We start from the raw sequence: 13,653 nt of genomic DNA, 5'->3' as shown, positions 1-13,653 counted from the left end.
AGGATGACCTACTTGGGGAGGAGGCGCATGGCACCCGGTGCCCCCTATGGTCCTCCCGTGCGCAGCGACGGAAGCGACGGGGACACAGCACGGCACCACCGACCGCGGCGGCGCGGCCGGGTGGTGCCGCCGGATCTGATCGCCGCCACCGGGTTCGCGGGCCTGACGGTGCTCACCGCGCTCGCGCCGCTGCCCGGACGCGGGCACGCACCGGTCTGGCTCGTCGCCACCGTCGCCGCGGCCACGGCCGTCGCGCCCGCGCTGCGCCGCTTATACCCGCTGCCCGCCTGCTGCGCGAGCCTGGCGGTCGCGGTGACGGCATGGCCGCTCGGCTGGGGCGCGGCGGGGTTCGCGGCCGTCGCGTACACCCTCTACCCGGTGGCGCTCACCCGGCCGCGCCGCGACGTGCCCGCCGGCGTCGTGGCCGCAGCGCTCGCCGGCGGCCCGCTGTGCCTGGGAGCCGCCGCGCTCCCGGGCGACGCACCCGCGCACCCGCGGACACTCGGCTTCGCCGCGCTGCTGCCCGCCGCCGCCTGGATCGCCGGCCGCCTGATACGGGACCGGCGGCTGGCCGCGGCCCGGGCGGCGGAGGAGCTGGCGCTGCGGGCCGTCGCCGGCGAACGGCTGCGCGTGGCCCGCGAACTGCACGACGTCGTGACCCACAGCATCGGCCTCATCGCCGTGAAGGCGTCGGTCGCCAACCACGTGGCCGCCGAGCGGCCCGCCGAGGTCGCCGACGCGCTGCGGGCCATCGAGTCCGTCAGCCGTGAGGCGCTGGCCGAACTGCGCAGCATGCTGCGGCTGCTGCGGGTCGACACCGACCCCTTCCCGGACTCCTCCGACCTCGGCCCGACGCCGAGCGTCGGCGGCCTCGGCGCGCTCGCCGACCGGGTACGGGAGGCGGGCGTCGCGGTGGAGCTGACGACCAGCGGGCTCGGCGACGTGCCCGCGGGCGTGGGCCTGTCGGTCTACCGCATCGCGCAGGAGTCGCTGACCAACGTCGTCAAGCACGCCGGGGTGGCGACGTGCCGCGTCGACGTCGAGGCCGACGGGAAGGACGTACGGATCGAGGTGACCGACGACGGCCGCGCCGCACCCGACCGGCGTGCGCGGACGGGCGGCGGCCACGGACTCGTCGGCATGCGCGAACGCGCCGCCATGTACGGCGGCGTACTCGACGCGGGCCCGACGGCCGTCGGCGGCTACCGGGTGAGGGCCCGGCTGCCGTACGAGCCGGCGCCCGGAGACGGAGTCCGGTGGGGCGTGCCGGGACCCTGAGCCCGGGGAACGGAGACACGCACAGGCGACGGGGGGGAAGCGATGGTGACACGGTGGAGACCCATGCCGCGGTGGAGGAGCGCCCCGAGCCGGGCCCCCAGGCCGCGTTGCGATTACTCGCCGCACGGATACGCGACGACGTGCGGCCGGCGGAGGCGGCCGCGCTGGCCTGCGAGCTGGCGGTCGCCCACCTCGGCGCGGCCGGCGCCGCCCTGCGCACGCTGCGGAGAGGAGCCGCGGACGGCTGCCGCGCCCGCGCCGGAGAGTCCACGGCGCCGGCCGTGCGCCGGCCGCTGGTCCACCAGGGCGAGGTCTACGGGGTGTTCAGCTTCTACGCGCCGCCGCGCGGCTGCGGCCTCGACACGTACGTGGACCAGCTCTCCCCGATGGTCGCGGCTCTGGTGCTGCGCGAGGAGCTGCGCCGCAGCGGCGACCAGGTCGTCGCCGCCCGCGAGGCCGAGCGGCACCGGCTCCGCCGCGACCTGCACGACGGTCTCGGCGGCAACCTCGCCAGCATCCGGCTGCGGCTGGAGACGGCGGCGGAACTGCTCGCGCACGAGCCCCGGGGGCGCCGGCTCGTCGACGACGCCGCCCGCACGGCCGCCGGCATCACCGCCGAGATCCGCTCGGTCATCGACGACCTGCGGCCCCCCGACCTGGCAGAGGCCGGACTCGCCGGAGCGCTCGTCCGGCTCGCCGACCGCCACGACGGCACAGGCACGGAGGTACGGACTCTTGTGCCGCGGCGGCTGTGCGCGCTGCACCCGGCGGTGGAGGTCGCCGCGTACCGCATCGCCGCCGAGGGGCTGACCAACGCGCTGCGGCACGCCGCTGCCCGTACCGTCCAGCTCGGGGTGTGGACCTCGGCCACGGCGCTGCGCCTGGACATCGCCGACGACGGCCCCGGCCGCCCGCCGCGGCGCCCGCTCGGCCTGGGCATCGCGTCGATGGCCCGGCGCGCGGAGGAGGTGGGCGGCACGCTGCGGATCCTGCCGCGGACGGACCTGCCGCACGGCACGCTGGTGCGCGCGCTGCTGCCGGGCGGGCAGGGATGAGCGCGGTGCGGGTGTACGTCGTGGACGACCACCCGGTGTTCCGGGACGGGGTGCGGGTGGCGCTGGAGAACGTGCCGGACCTGGAGATCGCGGGCGAGTCGGGGGCGGGTGAGGACGCGCTGACGGCGCTGGCGGAGCCGGACGTGCGGGTGGACGTGGTGCTGATGGACCTGCATCTGCCGGGGTGTTCGGGGGTGGAGGCGACGCGGCGGCTCCATTCCTCGCGCCGCGGCGGGCCGGCGCCGCGGGTGCTGGTGATGTCGGCGTCGGTGGAGGACGACGCGGTGGTCGCGGCGCTGCGCGCGGGTGCGTACGGGTATCTGGACAAGGGCGCGTCGCGGGCGGAGCTGCTCGGGGCGGTGCGGTGTGTGGCGGGGGGCGGCGCGGTCTTCAGCCCGGCGGTGGCGGAGCGGCTGAGCCGGTACTTCTCGGCGCTGCATACGGTGCCGGCGGGGCGCGCGTTCCCGCAGTTGACGCAGCGGGAGCGGGAGGTGCTGGACCTGATCGCGCGCAGCTACAACAACCGGCGGATCGCGCGGGAGCTGGTGCTGTCGGAGAAAACGGTGCGGAACCACATCTCGAACATCTTCACGAAGCTGGGTGTGCGGGACCGGATCGCGGCGATGCTGCGTGCCCGGGAGGCGGGTCTGGGGGAGTGAGGTGCGGTGGGTCCCGGGGTGGGTGTCCGCCCGGATCCGCCCCGGAGGGGATCAGCGGCGGGAGGGGGTCACCAGGCCGGTTTCGTAGGCGGTGATGACCAGTTGGATGCGGTCCCGGGCGTGTAGTTTCGTCAGCAGGTGGCTCACGTGCGACTTCACCGTCGGCAGGCTCAGCCCCAGCCGGTCCGCGATCTCCCCGTTCGCCAGACCGCGGGCCACCAGCACCAGCACCTCCTGCTCCCGCACCGTCACCCGCGTCAGGTCCCGCGGCAGGTCGGGCAGCGGCTCCGGCAGCCGGCTGAAGTGGCGGATCAGGCGCTGCGTCACCGACGGTGCCAGCAGCGCCTGCCCGCGCGCGACGACGCGTATCGCGCGCAGCAACTCCGCCGGCGGGGTGTCCTTGAGGAGGAAGCCGCTCGCGCCCGCGCGCAGGGCCCCGTACACGTACTCGTCGAGGTCGAACATCGTCAGGATCAGCACCCGGACACCGGCCGTCCCGGCGGAGCCGCAGATCTGCCGCGTCGCCTCGATGCCGTCGACCTCCGGCATCCGCACGTCCATCAGCACCACGTCCGGCAGCTCCGCCGCCGCCATACCGACGGCCTCCGCACCGGTGGCCGCCTCGCCCACCACGCTGAGTCCGGGCGCCGTCTCGACCAGCACCCGGAAGCTTCCGCGTAGCAGCGCCTGGTCGTCGGCGACCACGACTCGGATCGACATGTATACACGCCCCGTCCCCGGCCCCTGCGGGCGTGACGATACCGGCGGTGCGTCACCGGCTCGTCACGGGGGGTGCAACTCCGGCCAGGGGCGGACCCCTTCCCCCGCCACGCGACAACGGGGGAAGGGGTCCCTGCGGCCCGCGAGTTCCGCGGGGGCCGCACGCCGTCTCGGACCGGCGTGGCGGGCGCGGAGGGCCGGGGGAGGGCGGGGAGCCGATGCGAGGCCCAGTCGCACCCCTCGCCGCGCCGCCGCCTGCCGCCCGCGGGCCGTATGGCCCGGTGCCGACCCCCGGGCCGTCCTTCCCGGCGCCCCGCCCCCCAGACGGGGCGCCGGAGTCGTGGCCTGCCGTCAGCCCGGCAGGTGTTCCTCGATGTCGTAGACCTGCGCCCAGGTGATGTCCGGTACGGCCGCCGGCCGGAACGCGTTGGCGCGCGAGCCGAGCTGCACCCGGGCGGTGTGCGGCAGCCGCAGCGCCTCGTACCGGCGCAGCGCCTGCGCCGGGGCGGGGGCCGTGGCCAGGTGGTGGGCGAGGGCCACGGCGTCCTCCAGGCACTGGCTGACTCCCTGCCCGAGGTACGGCAGCATCGGGTGCGCTGCGTCGCCGAGGAGCGTGACGCGCCGGCTGCTCCACCGCTTGAGCGGAGCGTGGTCGTACGGCGTCCACGACCGTATGCCGCCCGCGGCGGCGGTGATCGCCTTGACGTCCGGCGCCCAGCCGCCGAAGTCCGACGCCAGTGCGGCGGGCCGGCCATGCGCCGGGCGCTGCGGGGGCGTACGGGTGCGGGACGGCACTACGGCGACGAAGCCGAGCTGTTCGCCCTGCACCACCGGGGCGCCCACCATGCGGGATTCCGGGCCGAGCCACACCGTGACCCGGTCGCGGGCCAGCCCCGGCACGTCGTCGGCCTGCAGCGCACCGCTGTAGGCGGTGGTGCCGTGGTAGACGCGCCGGGGCGTGCCGATCAGCCGGGAACGCACCAGTGAGCGCACGCCGTCGGCGCCCACCAGCACGTCCGCCGTCGCGCTGCCCCCGTCCGCGAACTCCAGTTCCACGCGGTCAGCCGACTCCGTGAATCCGGAGAGCCTGCGGCCCAGCCGGATGCGCTCCTGCGGCAGCCGGGCCAGGAGCAGGTCGTACAACTCGTCGGTGAGCAGCGTGCAGTACGGGGCCGCGAAGGCTCCCGGGCCCATTCTGCCGAGCGGCTGCCGCCAGGTGAGCGAGCCGTCGTTCCAGTTGCGGAACTCCATCGCGACCGGCTGCACGGCGAGCGCGAGCAACTGTGCGCCCAGGCCCCAGCGCTGGAGGATGCGGCTGCCGTTCGGCGCCAGGTGCAGGGCGGTCTCGTCCTCCGGCAGCCGGGGGCGCTGTTCGTAGACGGTGACCTCCAGGCCCTGCCGGACGAGTGCCGCCGCGGCGGCGAGCCCGCCGAGCCCGGCGCCTGCGACAGCCACCCGCGGGGTCCTTGTCATGGGTTACCTCCCGGAATCACGCGGCTACGCTAGGCAACCCGCTGTCCCGGGCACCTGGGAGCGGCGCCCCGGCGCCGCCCGGCCTGCCTCGACGCCGTGACCGGGCACGTATGCTGCTCGGATGCGACTCAGGGTGGAGTTCACGACCGAGCCGTTCGACCTGGAGGAGCCCCCGCCGCACGCGGTGGCGGCCCGGGATCTGGTGGAGTCGGCGGAGCTGGACACCGTGGACGTCGGCCCGTTCGGCAACAGCGCGGAGGGCGGCGCGGAGGTCGTGCTCGACGCGGTCGACGAACTGCTGCGCAGGTCCCTGGCGTCCGGGGCGACCCGTATCTCGCTGCAGGTGAGCGTCGTCGGGGACGCGCCGGAGGAGACCGGAAAGGACGGCGCATGACGGTGCCCGCGGACCACCCGTTCGTCGCCGCGGTCAAGCCGCTGGTCGACGCGATGGGCGGGGAACTGGTCCCGCCGGAGGCGGCCGGAGGCGACGACGTCGTGCTGTCCTGGGAGGGCCGGGAGGTGGTGGCGGTCCGGCTGCCGCATCTGGCGGACTCGCTGGACCACATGCTCGCGGAGCTGGAGCGCCGCCACGGCGTGCCGCTCGCCCGCCTCGACCGCCGGACGAAGCAGCAGGTCGTACGGGTCCTGGAGACCCGCGGCGCGTTCTCCGTGCGGCACGGGGTGGAGACGGTCGCCGGCGCGCTGGGCGTCAGCAGGTTCACCATCTACAACTACCTGAACCGGGAGGCCGGGCAGGGCCGGCCGCGGGAGAGCGGCCGTCCTGGCTGACCCACGAAAATTCAACAAACTGTTGACGCGATGCGCCGGGGCTCATAGCTTGCGGCTGTGACTTCGCGCGTTCCGCCGGGCCTCGCCCGGCTCAACTCCGCCGGTGACCAGGCCGTTGCCGCTCTGCTGCACGAGGTGTGCGCGGCCGGCCCCTGGGTCGCGGCCGTCGCCGCCGGCCGGCCCTATCCGGACCCCGCCGGGCTGTACGACGCGGCCGACGGCGCCCTCGCCGCGCTCGACGACGCGGGGCTGGCCGAGGCGATGGCCGGCCACCCGCCCATCGGCCGGCCGCGGCCGGGCGATCCCGTCTCGGCGCACGAGCAGCGGGGCATGGCGAGGGCGCCGGAGGCGCTGCGAACGGAGGTGCGGGAGCTGAACCTCGCGTACCAGGAACGCTTCGGGCACGTCTTCCTGATCTGTGCGACGGGCCTGAGCGCCGGGCGGATGCGCGACGCGCTGCGCACGCGGCTGGACAACCCGCCGGAGCGGGAGCGGGAGATCGTGCGCGGCGAGCTGGGCAAGATCAACCGTATCCGGCTGACCCGCCTCGTCGAAGCAGAAGGAGCCTGACCATGAGCGCCGGCGCCACGTCCGTCTCCACACACATCCTGGACACCAGCGTCGGCCGGCCCGCGGCCGGGGTCGCCGTCGAACTCTTCGTCGCGGCCGGCGGAACGGGCGACGCGGACACCGGCGGCTGGACCGCCCACGCCGCCTCCGCCACCGACGCCGACGGCCGCGTCCGGGACCTCCCGGCGCTGCCGGCGGGCACCACCCACGTACGGCTGGTCTTCGCCACCGGCCCGTATCTCAGCGAACCGGGAGCCGAGGACCCGCAGGACGCCCCCGCGCACCGGGACAGCGGCCCGTTCTTCCCGGAGGTGGCGGTGGTCTTCGCCGTCCGCCCCGGCGAGCATTATCACGTGCCGCTGCTGCTCACCCCGTTCGGCTACTCCGTATACCGAGGGAGCTAGCAGATGGCAGACCGCCTCCAGCCCGCCCGGGCCCGCCGCGCGGTGCTCGGCCGGAACCAGTACGGCAAGGCCGAGACCCGTGTCGTCAAGGTCACCCGCGACGGCGGCACCCACCATGTCCGGGACCTCAACGTCTCCGTCGCGCTGGCCGGCGACATGGACGAGGTCCACTACTCCGGCACCAACACCCACGTGCTTCCCACCGACACCACCAAGAACACGGTGTACGCCTTCGCCAAGAGGTACGGCATCGCGTCCCCCGAGGCGTTCGCCGTCCACCTCGCCCGCCACTTCACCGCCACCCAGGAGCCGATCCACCGCGCCCGCATCCGGGTCGAGGAGTACGCCTGGGAGCGGATCGACGCCCCCGTCGGCCACTCCTTCGTACGCCGCGGCCGGGAGACCCGCGTCGCCCAGGTCGCCTTCGACGGCGAGCACGTCGAGGTGCTGAGCGGGCTCAAGGACCTGGTCGTCATGAACACCACCGCCTCGGAGTTCCGGGGCTTCGCCAAGGACGCGTACACCACGCTCCAGGAGGACCACGACCGCATCCTCGCCACCGAGGTCTCCGCCTGGTGGCGGCACCGCTGGACCGGCGCCGGTGCGGAGCCGCCGGGCTGGGACGAGTCGTACGAGCAGACCGCGAAGCACCTCCTTGGCGCCTTCGCCGACACCTACTCGCTCTCGCTGCAGCAGAGCCTGTACGCCATGGGCGCACGGGTCGTCGAACACCGCCCCGAGATCGAGGAGATCCGCTTCTCCCTGCCCAACAAGCATCACTTCCGTGTCGACCTTGAGCCCTTCGGGCTGAAAAACGACGCCGCCGACGGCGCCGTCTACTTCGCCGCCGACCGCCCGTACGGTCTGATCGAGGCAACCGTTCTGCGCGACGGTGCGGACGCCCGGATACCCGACGACATGACCAACCTCTGACCGCCGGCCCCCGCCGCGCGGTCCAGGAAGCCGAGGAACCCATGGCAGCACGCCGCACCGTCGTCGAGAACTGCGCCATCGCCACCGTGGACGCCGACGACACGGAGTACGCCTCCGGGCATCTCGTCATCGCGGACAACCGCATCGAGTCGGTGGGCGCTGGCCCGGCACCGGCCGGGCTGACGGGGGTCACGCGCCGGATCGACGCCACCGGCCATCTGGCCACGCCCGGACTCGTCAACACCCACCACCACTTCTACCAGTGGCTCACCCGCGGCCTCGCGCAGGACGCCCACCTCTTCGACTGGCTCGTCGCGCTCTACCCCACCTGGGCGCGCATCGACGAGCCGATGTGCCACGCCGCGGCGCAGGGCTCGCTCGCGATGCTCGCGCGCGGCGGTGTGACCACCGCATCGGACCACCACTACGTCTACCCGCGCGGCGCGGGCGACCTGGCCGGCGCCATCATCCGCGCCGCCCGCGAGACGGGCGTCCGCTTCACCTTCGCCCGCGGCTCGATGGACCTCGGCGAGAAGGACGGCGGCCTGCCGCCGGACTTCGCGGTCGAGACGCTGGACGGCGCGCTGGCGGCCACGGAAGCGGTCATCGATGCGTACCACGACCCCGCGTACGACGCGATGGTGCAGGTCGCGGCGGCGCCCTGCTCACCGTTCTCCATCTCCACGGAACTGCTGCGCCAGGGCGCGGAGCTGGGCCGGCGCAAGGGTGTTCGGCTGCACACGCACGGCAGCGAGACGGTGGAGGAGGAGAAGTTCTGCCACGAACGGTTCGGCATGGGGCCGACGCGCTACTTCGAGTCCACGGGCTGGCTCGGCGACGACGTGTGGATGGCCCACTGCGTCCACATGACCGACACCGACATCGCCGCCTTCGCCCGTACCCGCACCGGCGTCGCCCACTGCCCGTCGTCCAACGCCCGCCTGGCCGCGGGCATCGCCCGCGTCCCGGACATGCTGGCGGCGGGCATCCCGGTCGGCCTGGGCGTGGACGGCAGCGCGTCGAACGAATCCGGCGAGCTGCACACGGAGCTGCGCAACGCGCTGCTCATCAACCGGCTCGGCGCGCACCGGGAGAAGGCCCTGACGGCCCGCCAGGCGCTCCGCCTCGGCACGTACGGCGGCGCCCGGGTCCTGGGCCGCGCGGACGCGATCGGCTCGCTGGAGCCGGGCAAGCTGGCCGATCTGGTGCTGTGGAAACTCGACGGCCTGGCCCACGCGTCCATCGCGGACCCGGTGGCGGCGCTGGTCCTGGGGGCCCCGGCGCCGGTGACGCTGTCGCTGGTCGACGGGGAGCCGGTGGTGCAGGAGGGCCGGCTGGTCACGGTCGACGAGGAGACGGTGGCGGGAGAGACCAGGCGGCAGGCGAGGCGGCTGGCCCGGCTGGCGGCGGGGGACTGACGGAACGGAACCCCCGGCCGGGGGGACGGCCCGGCCCGGCACCCTGCCCCGCGGCGGGCGTGGAGCCCGGAGACCGGGGCCTGCCGCAGAGCCCCCGGGGGAAGCCGCGCGGGGTTCTGAGCGGCGCCCCGTCGGCGCGGCGACGGGGCGCCGAAAACGGGCGGGGCCGGGGGAGCACCCCCGGACCGCCGCGCCGTCACAGCTCCGGGATGCGGCCCCCGTAGCGGGTGAAGTTGCGCCGGTTCGCCTCGTCCCCGCCCGGGACGTTCGCACTCACCCACCGCGGCAGCTCCACCCCCCGCTCCGCCGCCCGCTCGTCCAGCTCCGCCAGCAGCAATGCCCACATATACGCCCCCAGCACCGTCGACACCGCCGCCGTGTGCGGCGACTCCGGCGGATGCACCACGTCGCCCGGCGGCACGCGGGTGTCGAGCACCACCGTCGCGTGGTCCGCCAGCCTCGTGCTGGACCGCGCCGTTGCGCTCGCCGAGGCCGGCATCGACGTCACGGCGATCACCGGCACCCCGCGGGCGATGCACTCCTGCGCGATCTCCACCGGGTACGGGTTACGGCCGCTGGTGGAGAAGACCACCACCACGTCCTGAGGGCCCGGCCGCACCCGTTCCACCACCGCCCGCCCCGAGCCCGGCCGCCGCTCCGCGGCCGTGCTGGCGGTCGCGCCGTTCAGCGGCAGGATCTCCGGGTCCCACACGGGCCGGACGCAGGCCAGCCCGCCCGCCCGGTAGAACGTCTCGCAGACCATCGCCAGCGAGTGCCCGGCCCCGGCCGCGTACACCAGGCCGCCCGCGGCGACGGCGTCGAGGATCAGCGTGGCCGCGTCCGCGACCGCCGTCCCCGAGGTCCGGTCGAGGTCGTCGAGCAGGCCGCGGAAGCGGCCGGCGACGGCGGCGCGGGCGGTGCCCGGGGAAACCTCTGTCTCGTCGGTCATGGCAGCATGCGACCACGTGCCGCCCCCGCTCCGCCAGAGGGGGGCGAGGGCGGGCAGTGCGCGCGTCAGTCGAGCAGTTCGTACGCGGGCAGGGTGAGGAAGTCCGCGTAGTCCGCGTCCAGCGACACCTGGAGCAGCAGGTCGTGCGCCTGCTGCCACCGGCCCGCCGCGAACACCTCCGCCCCCAGCTCCTCCCGGAGGGCCGACAGCTCCTCCGCGGCGATCTTCCGGACGAGTTCCTCCGTCACCCGCCGGCCGTCGTCGAAGACGACGCCCGCGTTGATCCACTGCCAGATCTGCGACCGCGAGATCTCCGCCGTGGCCGCGTCCTCCATGAGGTTGAAGATGGCCACCGCGCCCAGGCCCCGCAGCCACGCCTCGATGTAACGGATGCCCACCTGCACGGCGTTGACCAGGCCCGGGTACGTCGGCTTCGCGTCCAGCGAGTCGACGGCGATCAGGTCGGCGGCGGCCACGGACACGTCCTCGCGCAGCCGGTCCTTCTGGTGCGGCCGTTCGCCGAGCACCGCGTCGAACGACTCCATGGCGATCGGCACCAGGTCGGGGTGCGCGACCCAGGAACCGTCGAAGCCGTCGTGGGCTTCGCGGTCCTTGTCGGCCTTGACCTTCTCGAAGGCGACTTCGTTGACCTCCGGGTCCCGGCGGGAGGGGATGAACGCCGCCATGCCGCCGATCGCATGCGCGCCGCGCTTGTGGCAGGTGCGCACGAGGAGTTCGGTGTAGGCGCGCATGAACGGGGCCGTCATCGTCACCGCGTTGCGGTCCGGGAGCACGAACTTCGCGCCGCCGTCGCGGAAGTTCTTCACGATCGAGAAGAGGTAGTCCCAGCGGCCGGCGTTGAGGCCGGAGGCGTGGTCACGCAGCTCGTAGAGGATCTCCTCCATCTCGTAGGCGGCGGTGATGGTCTCGATCAGGACGGTGGCCCGCACGGTGCCCTGCGGGATGCCGCAGTAGTCCTGGGCGAAGACGAACACGTCGTTCCAGAGCCGGGCTTCGAGGTGGGACTCGGTCTTCGGCAGATAGAAGTACGGGCCCTTGCCGAGGTCGATCAGGCGCCGGGCGTTGTGGAAGAAGTAGAGCCCGAAGTCGACCAGCGCGCCCGGCACGGGGCGGCCGTCGACGGTGAGGTGGCGCTCGTCCAGGTGCCAGCCGCGCGGCCGGGTGACGACGGTCGCCAGTTCGGCGGCGGGCCTGAGGCCGTAGGACTTGCCGGAGGCCGGGTCGGTGAAGTCGATGCGGCGCTCGTAGGCGTCGACGAGGTTGGCCTGGCCCCCGATGACGTTCTCCCAGGTGGGCGCGGAGGCGTCCTCGAAGTCGGCGAGCCAGACCTTGGCGCCGGAGTTGAGGGCGTTGATCGTCATCTTGCGGTCGGTGGGGCCGGTGATCTCCACCCGGCGGTCCTGAAGCGCGGGCGGCGCGGGTGCGACGCGCCAGGTGTCGTCGGCGCGGACGTCCGCGGTCTCGGGGAGGAAGTCGAGTGTCGCGGTGCGCGCGACGGCCGCGCGGCGTTCGGCACGGCGGGCGAGCAGTTCGTCGCGGCGGGAGGTGAACCTGCGGTGGAGTTCGCCGAGGAAGGCGAGGGCGGCGTCGGTGAGGACGTCGTCCTGGCGGGGCGCGGGCTCGGCGGCGGCGACGACTGCGGACATGGCTGTCCTTCCTTGGCGGCACGGGGTGCCGGGCGCGGCGGAACGTGGCGTGGGCGGCCGGAAGCGGATTCCAAGCCCTTCTGGCTTGTGGAGAATAGTTTCCTTATGCCGGAAGTTCAACGGTCTGTTGATATCGAGAGGCTTGTCGGTGCGGGCACGGCGGCGCTCAGTGCCGGCCTGCCCGCGGCTCGTCGAGCAGCGCCAGATCCGCGGCCGTGTCGACGTCGTCGGGCGCGGCCACGTCGCCGCACTCCACCAGCGCCAGTCCGCCCCGGCGCGCCGCGCGGGCCAGCACGTCACGCGCCCCCCGGTCGCCGGTGGCGCCCGCCGCGACCTCCGGCCAGTGCCGGCGGCCCAGCAGCACGGGATGGCCGCGCACCCCGGCGTACGTGGCCGCCGCCAGCTCGGCGCCCTGCGCGAACGCGGCGGCGACGCGGGCGACGGCCGCGGACCCGATGCGCGGCTGGTCGACCAGCAGCACCACCGCCGCCGCGGCGGCCGTCGGCTCCAGCGACGCCAGTCCGGCGCGCAGCGACGAACCCATGCCCGATTCCCAGTCCGGGTTGGACACCGGTACGCAGCCGGACAGCCGCGCTCCGGCCCGTACCGCCTCCTCCGCCGCCCCCAGCACCACGTGCACCGGCGCGCAGCCCGCCGCCCGCAGCGCTTCCGCCGCCCGCTCCACCAGCGGCCGGCCGGCCGCTCCGGCCGGCAGCAGCGCCTTGGCCCGCCCGCCGAGCCGCCGCCCGCCGCCCGCGGCGAGCAGCAGACCCGCGACGGCGGTGCCGGGGCCGGGAGATCCGGCAGTAGCGTTCATCTGAAGTACCCGTCCCAGTGGTGTGGTCTACCGGCCGTGCGGTCGGGCCGTCCGGCCGCCGGTTCAGTCCGCGCCGGCGGTCGCGTCCGTCAGGGCCGCCGACAGCTCCCGCGCGACCTCCTGCAGGACCGGCACGATCCGCTCGGTCGCCGCCTCCGTGACCCGTCCCGCCGGCCCGGAGATCGAGACCGCCGCCGCCGTCGGCGCGCCGGGCACCGCGACGGCCAGGCAGCGCACGCCCATCTCCTGCTCGTTGTCGTCCACCGCGTAGCCGTCCGCACGGACGGCGGCCAGCGCCTTGAGGAAGGCGTCCGGCGAGGTGATCGTCCGCTCCGTCGCCGCCGCCATCCCGGTGCGGGCCAGCAGGGCCCGTACTTCCTCGTCCGGCAGATGCGCCAGCAGCGCCTTGCCGACCCCGGTCGAGTGCGGCAGCACCCGCCGCCCGACTTCGGTGAACATCCGCATCGAGTGCCGCGACGGCACCTGCGCCACGTACACGGCCTCGTCGCCGTCGAGCAGTGCCATGTTCGCGGTCTCCCCGGTTTCCTCCACCAGTCGCGCCAGATGCGGCCGGGCCCAGGTGCCCAGCAGCCGGGACGCGCTCTCACCGAGCCGGATCAGCCGCGGCCCCAGCGCATAGCGGCGGTTGGGCTGCTGGCGTACGTAGCCGGTGGCGACCAGGGTGCGCATGAGGCGGTGGATCGTCGGCAGCGGCAGCCCGCTGCTGCCGGCCAGCTCGCTCAGCCCCACCTCGCCGCCCGCGTCGGCCATCCGCTCCAGCAGGTCGAAGGCGCGCTCCAGGGACTGGACGCCGCCGCCTGCGGGCGGCCTGGACTCATCGGTGCTGCGGGGCACGTTCGCGATTCCTTCCGTACGGGTGGGACCGCAGCTTAACGGCCCGGAATCCGGCTTTCAGCATGT

15 protein-coding genes are annotated in these 13,653 nt (G+C 74.6%); 9 read left to right on the top strand and 6 right to left on the bottom strand.

Going from position 1 to position 13,653, the window contains the following annotated elements; all coding sequences use genetic code 11:
- The first annotated feature begins 57 nt into the window (after positions 1-57).
- The 3 genes from I003_RS31450 to I003_RS0104475 are packed head-to-tail and all read left to right on the top strand — an operon-like array spanning position 58 to position 2,992.
- Entirely contained in the window at positions 58-1,278 is a 1,221-nt protein-coding gene (locus tag I003_RS31450) for a sensor histidine kinase (protein WP_486584082.1), read from the top strand.
- 53 nt (positions 1,279-1,331) lie between these two features.
- Complete coding sequence (locus tag I003_RS0104480) at positions 1,332-2,333, top strand: histidine kinase (protein WP_027770413.1); 1,002 nt, start codon at positions 1,332-1,334, stop codon at positions 2,331-2,333.
- The gene (locus I003_RS0104475) at positions 2,330-2,992 is read left to right on the top strand and encodes a response regulator transcription factor (RefSeq protein WP_027770412.1); all 663 of its coding nucleotides are present in this window, start codon (positions 2,330-2,332) and stop codon (positions 2,990-2,992) included. Before I003_RS0104480 ends, I003_RS0104475 begins: the two co-directional genes overlap by 4 nt.
- A gap of 51 nt (positions 2,993-3,043) precedes the next feature.
- Here the strand turns inward: I003_RS0104475 and I003_RS0104470 are convergent, their stop codons facing one another.
- Together I003_RS0104470 and I003_RS31445 are read right to left on the bottom strand one after the other, a co-directional pair.
- Positions 3,044-3,712, bottom strand: a complete 669-nt coding sequence (locus I003_RS0104470; RefSeq protein WP_027770411.1) for a response regulator transcription factor — start codon at positions 3,710-3,712, stop codon at positions 3,044-3,046.
- Positions 3,713-4,063: 351 nt separating this feature from the next.
- Positions 4,064-5,167, bottom strand: a complete 1,104-nt coding sequence (locus tag I003_RS31445; protein ID WP_051368084.1) for an FAD-dependent monooxygenase — start codon at positions 5,165-5,167, stop codon at positions 4,064-4,066.
- 139 nt (positions 5,168-5,306) lie between these two features.
- Here I003_RS31445 and I003_RS0104460 point away from each other — a divergent pair, with 139 nt between their 5' ends.
- Genes I003_RS0104460 through I003_RS0104435 form a run of 6 tightly spaced genes read left to right on the top strand, consistent with a single transcriptional unit; the run spans position 5,307 to position 9,299 of the window.
- Positions 5,307-5,579, top strand: a complete 273-nt coding sequence (locus tag I003_RS0104460) for a hypothetical protein (protein WP_199784232.1) — start codon at positions 5,307-5,309, stop codon at positions 5,577-5,579.
- A complete protein-coding gene (locus I003_RS0104455) occupies positions 5,576-5,974 on the top strand; it encodes a helix-turn-helix domain-containing protein (RefSeq protein ID WP_027770409.1) in 399 nt (132 codons plus the stop codon). The genes I003_RS0104460 and I003_RS0104455 overlap by 4 nt, the downstream gene beginning before the upstream one ends.
- 57 nt (positions 5,975-6,031) lie before the next feature.
- Positions 6,032-6,544 (top strand): 2-oxo-4-hydroxy-4-carboxy-5-ureidoimidazoline decarboxylase, encoded by a 513-nt coding sequence (gene uraD, locus I003_RS0104450; RefSeq protein WP_027770408.1) that lies wholly within the window; start codon positions 6,032-6,034, stop codon positions 6,542-6,544.
- A gap of 2 nt (positions 6,545-6,546) precedes the next feature.
- Positions 6,547-6,948, top strand: a complete 402-nt coding sequence (gene uraH / locus I003_RS0104445; RefSeq protein WP_027770407.1) for a hydroxyisourate hydrolase — start codon at positions 6,547-6,549, stop codon at positions 6,946-6,948.
- A 3-nt stretch (positions 6,949-6,951) separates the two neighbouring features.
- Positions 6,952-7,881 carry a factor-independent urate hydroxylase gene (gene pucL, locus I003_RS0104440; RefSeq protein ID WP_051368083.1) on the top strand — a complete coding sequence of 310 codons (930 nt, stop codon included), beginning with the start codon at positions 6,952-6,954 and terminating at the stop codon, positions 7,879-7,881.
- 41 nt (positions 7,882-7,922) lie between these two features.
- Complete coding sequence (locus tag I003_RS0104435) at positions 7,923-9,299, top strand: 8-oxoguanine deaminase (RefSeq protein WP_027770405.1); 1,377 nt, start codon at positions 7,923-7,925, stop codon at positions 9,297-9,299.
- Positions 9,300-9,495: 196 nt separating this feature from the next.
- Here I003_RS0104435 and I003_RS0104430 read toward each other — a convergent pair whose 3' ends face one another.
- The 4 genes from I003_RS0104430 to I003_RS0104415 form a co-directional block, all read right to left on the bottom strand.
- Positions 9,496-10,248 (bottom strand): SIS domain-containing protein, encoded by a 753-nt coding sequence (locus I003_RS0104430; RefSeq protein ID WP_051368082.1) that lies wholly within the window; start codon positions 10,246-10,248, stop codon positions 9,496-9,498.
- Between the two features lie 65 nt (positions 10,249-10,313).
- Positions 10,314-11,915, bottom strand: a complete 1,602-nt coding sequence (gene aceB / locus I003_RS0104425; protein ID WP_027770403.1) for a malate synthase A — start codon at positions 11,913-11,915, stop codon at positions 10,314-10,316.
- 166 nt (positions 11,916-12,081) lie between these two features.
- The gene (locus tag I003_RS0104420; protein WP_051368081.1) at positions 12,082-12,732 is read right to left on the bottom strand and encodes an NTP transferase domain-containing protein; all 651 of its coding nucleotides are present in this window, start codon (positions 12,730-12,732) and stop codon (positions 12,082-12,084) included.
- 63 nt (positions 12,733-12,795) lie between these two features.
- Entirely contained in the window at positions 12,796-13,587 is a 792-nt protein-coding gene (locus I003_RS0104415) for an IclR family transcriptional regulator (protein ID WP_027770401.1), read from the bottom strand.
- Positions 13,588-13,653: the final 66 nt, after the last annotated feature.

This window comes from Streptomyces sp. CNQ329 (assembly GCF_000482585.1).
The sequence above is the reverse complement of the archived record's forward strand: the minus strand, read 5'-3'. Positions and strand labels throughout refer to the sequence as shown.

Bases quoted from the DNA above. Each gene is read 5' to 3' on its own strand.
- I003_RS0104430 (WP_051368082.1), bottom strand. From the start codon at position 10,248: ATGACCGACGAGACAGAGGTTTCCCCGGGCACCGCCCGCGCCGCCGTC.
- pucL (WP_051368083.1), top strand. From the start codon at position 6,952: ATGGCAGACCGCCTCCAGCCCGCCCGGGCCCGCCGCGCGGTGCTCGGC.
- I003_RS0104475 (WP_027770412.1), top strand. From the start codon at position 2,330: ATGAGCGCGGTGCGGGTGTACGTCGTGGACGACCACCCGGTGTTCCGG.
- I003_RS0104460 (WP_199784232.1), top strand. From the start codon at position 5,307: ATGCGACTCAGGGTGGAGTTCACGACCGAGCCGTTCGACCTGGAGGAG.
- aceB (WP_027770403.1), bottom strand. From the start codon at position 11,915: ATGTCCGCAGTCGTCGCCGCCGCCGAGCCCGCGCCCCGCCAGGACGAC.
- I003_RS0104470 (WP_027770411.1), bottom strand. From the start codon at position 3,712: ATGTCGATCCGAGTCGTGGTCGCCGACGACCAGGCGCTGCTACGCGGA.
- I003_RS0104455 (WP_027770409.1), top strand. From the start codon at position 5,576: ATGACGGTGCCCGCGGACCACCCGTTCGTCGCCGCGGTCAAGCCGCTG.
- uraH (WP_027770407.1), top strand. From the start codon at position 6,547: ATGAGCGCCGGCGCCACGTCCGTCTCCACACACATCCTGGACACCAGC.
- I003_RS0104435 (WP_027770405.1), top strand. From the start codon at position 7,923: ATGGCAGCACGCCGCACCGTCGTCGAGAACTGCGCCATCGCCACCGTG.
- I003_RS0104420 (WP_051368081.1), bottom strand. From the start codon at position 12,732: ATGAACGCTACTGCCGGATCTCCCGGCCCCGGCACCGCCGTCGCGGGT.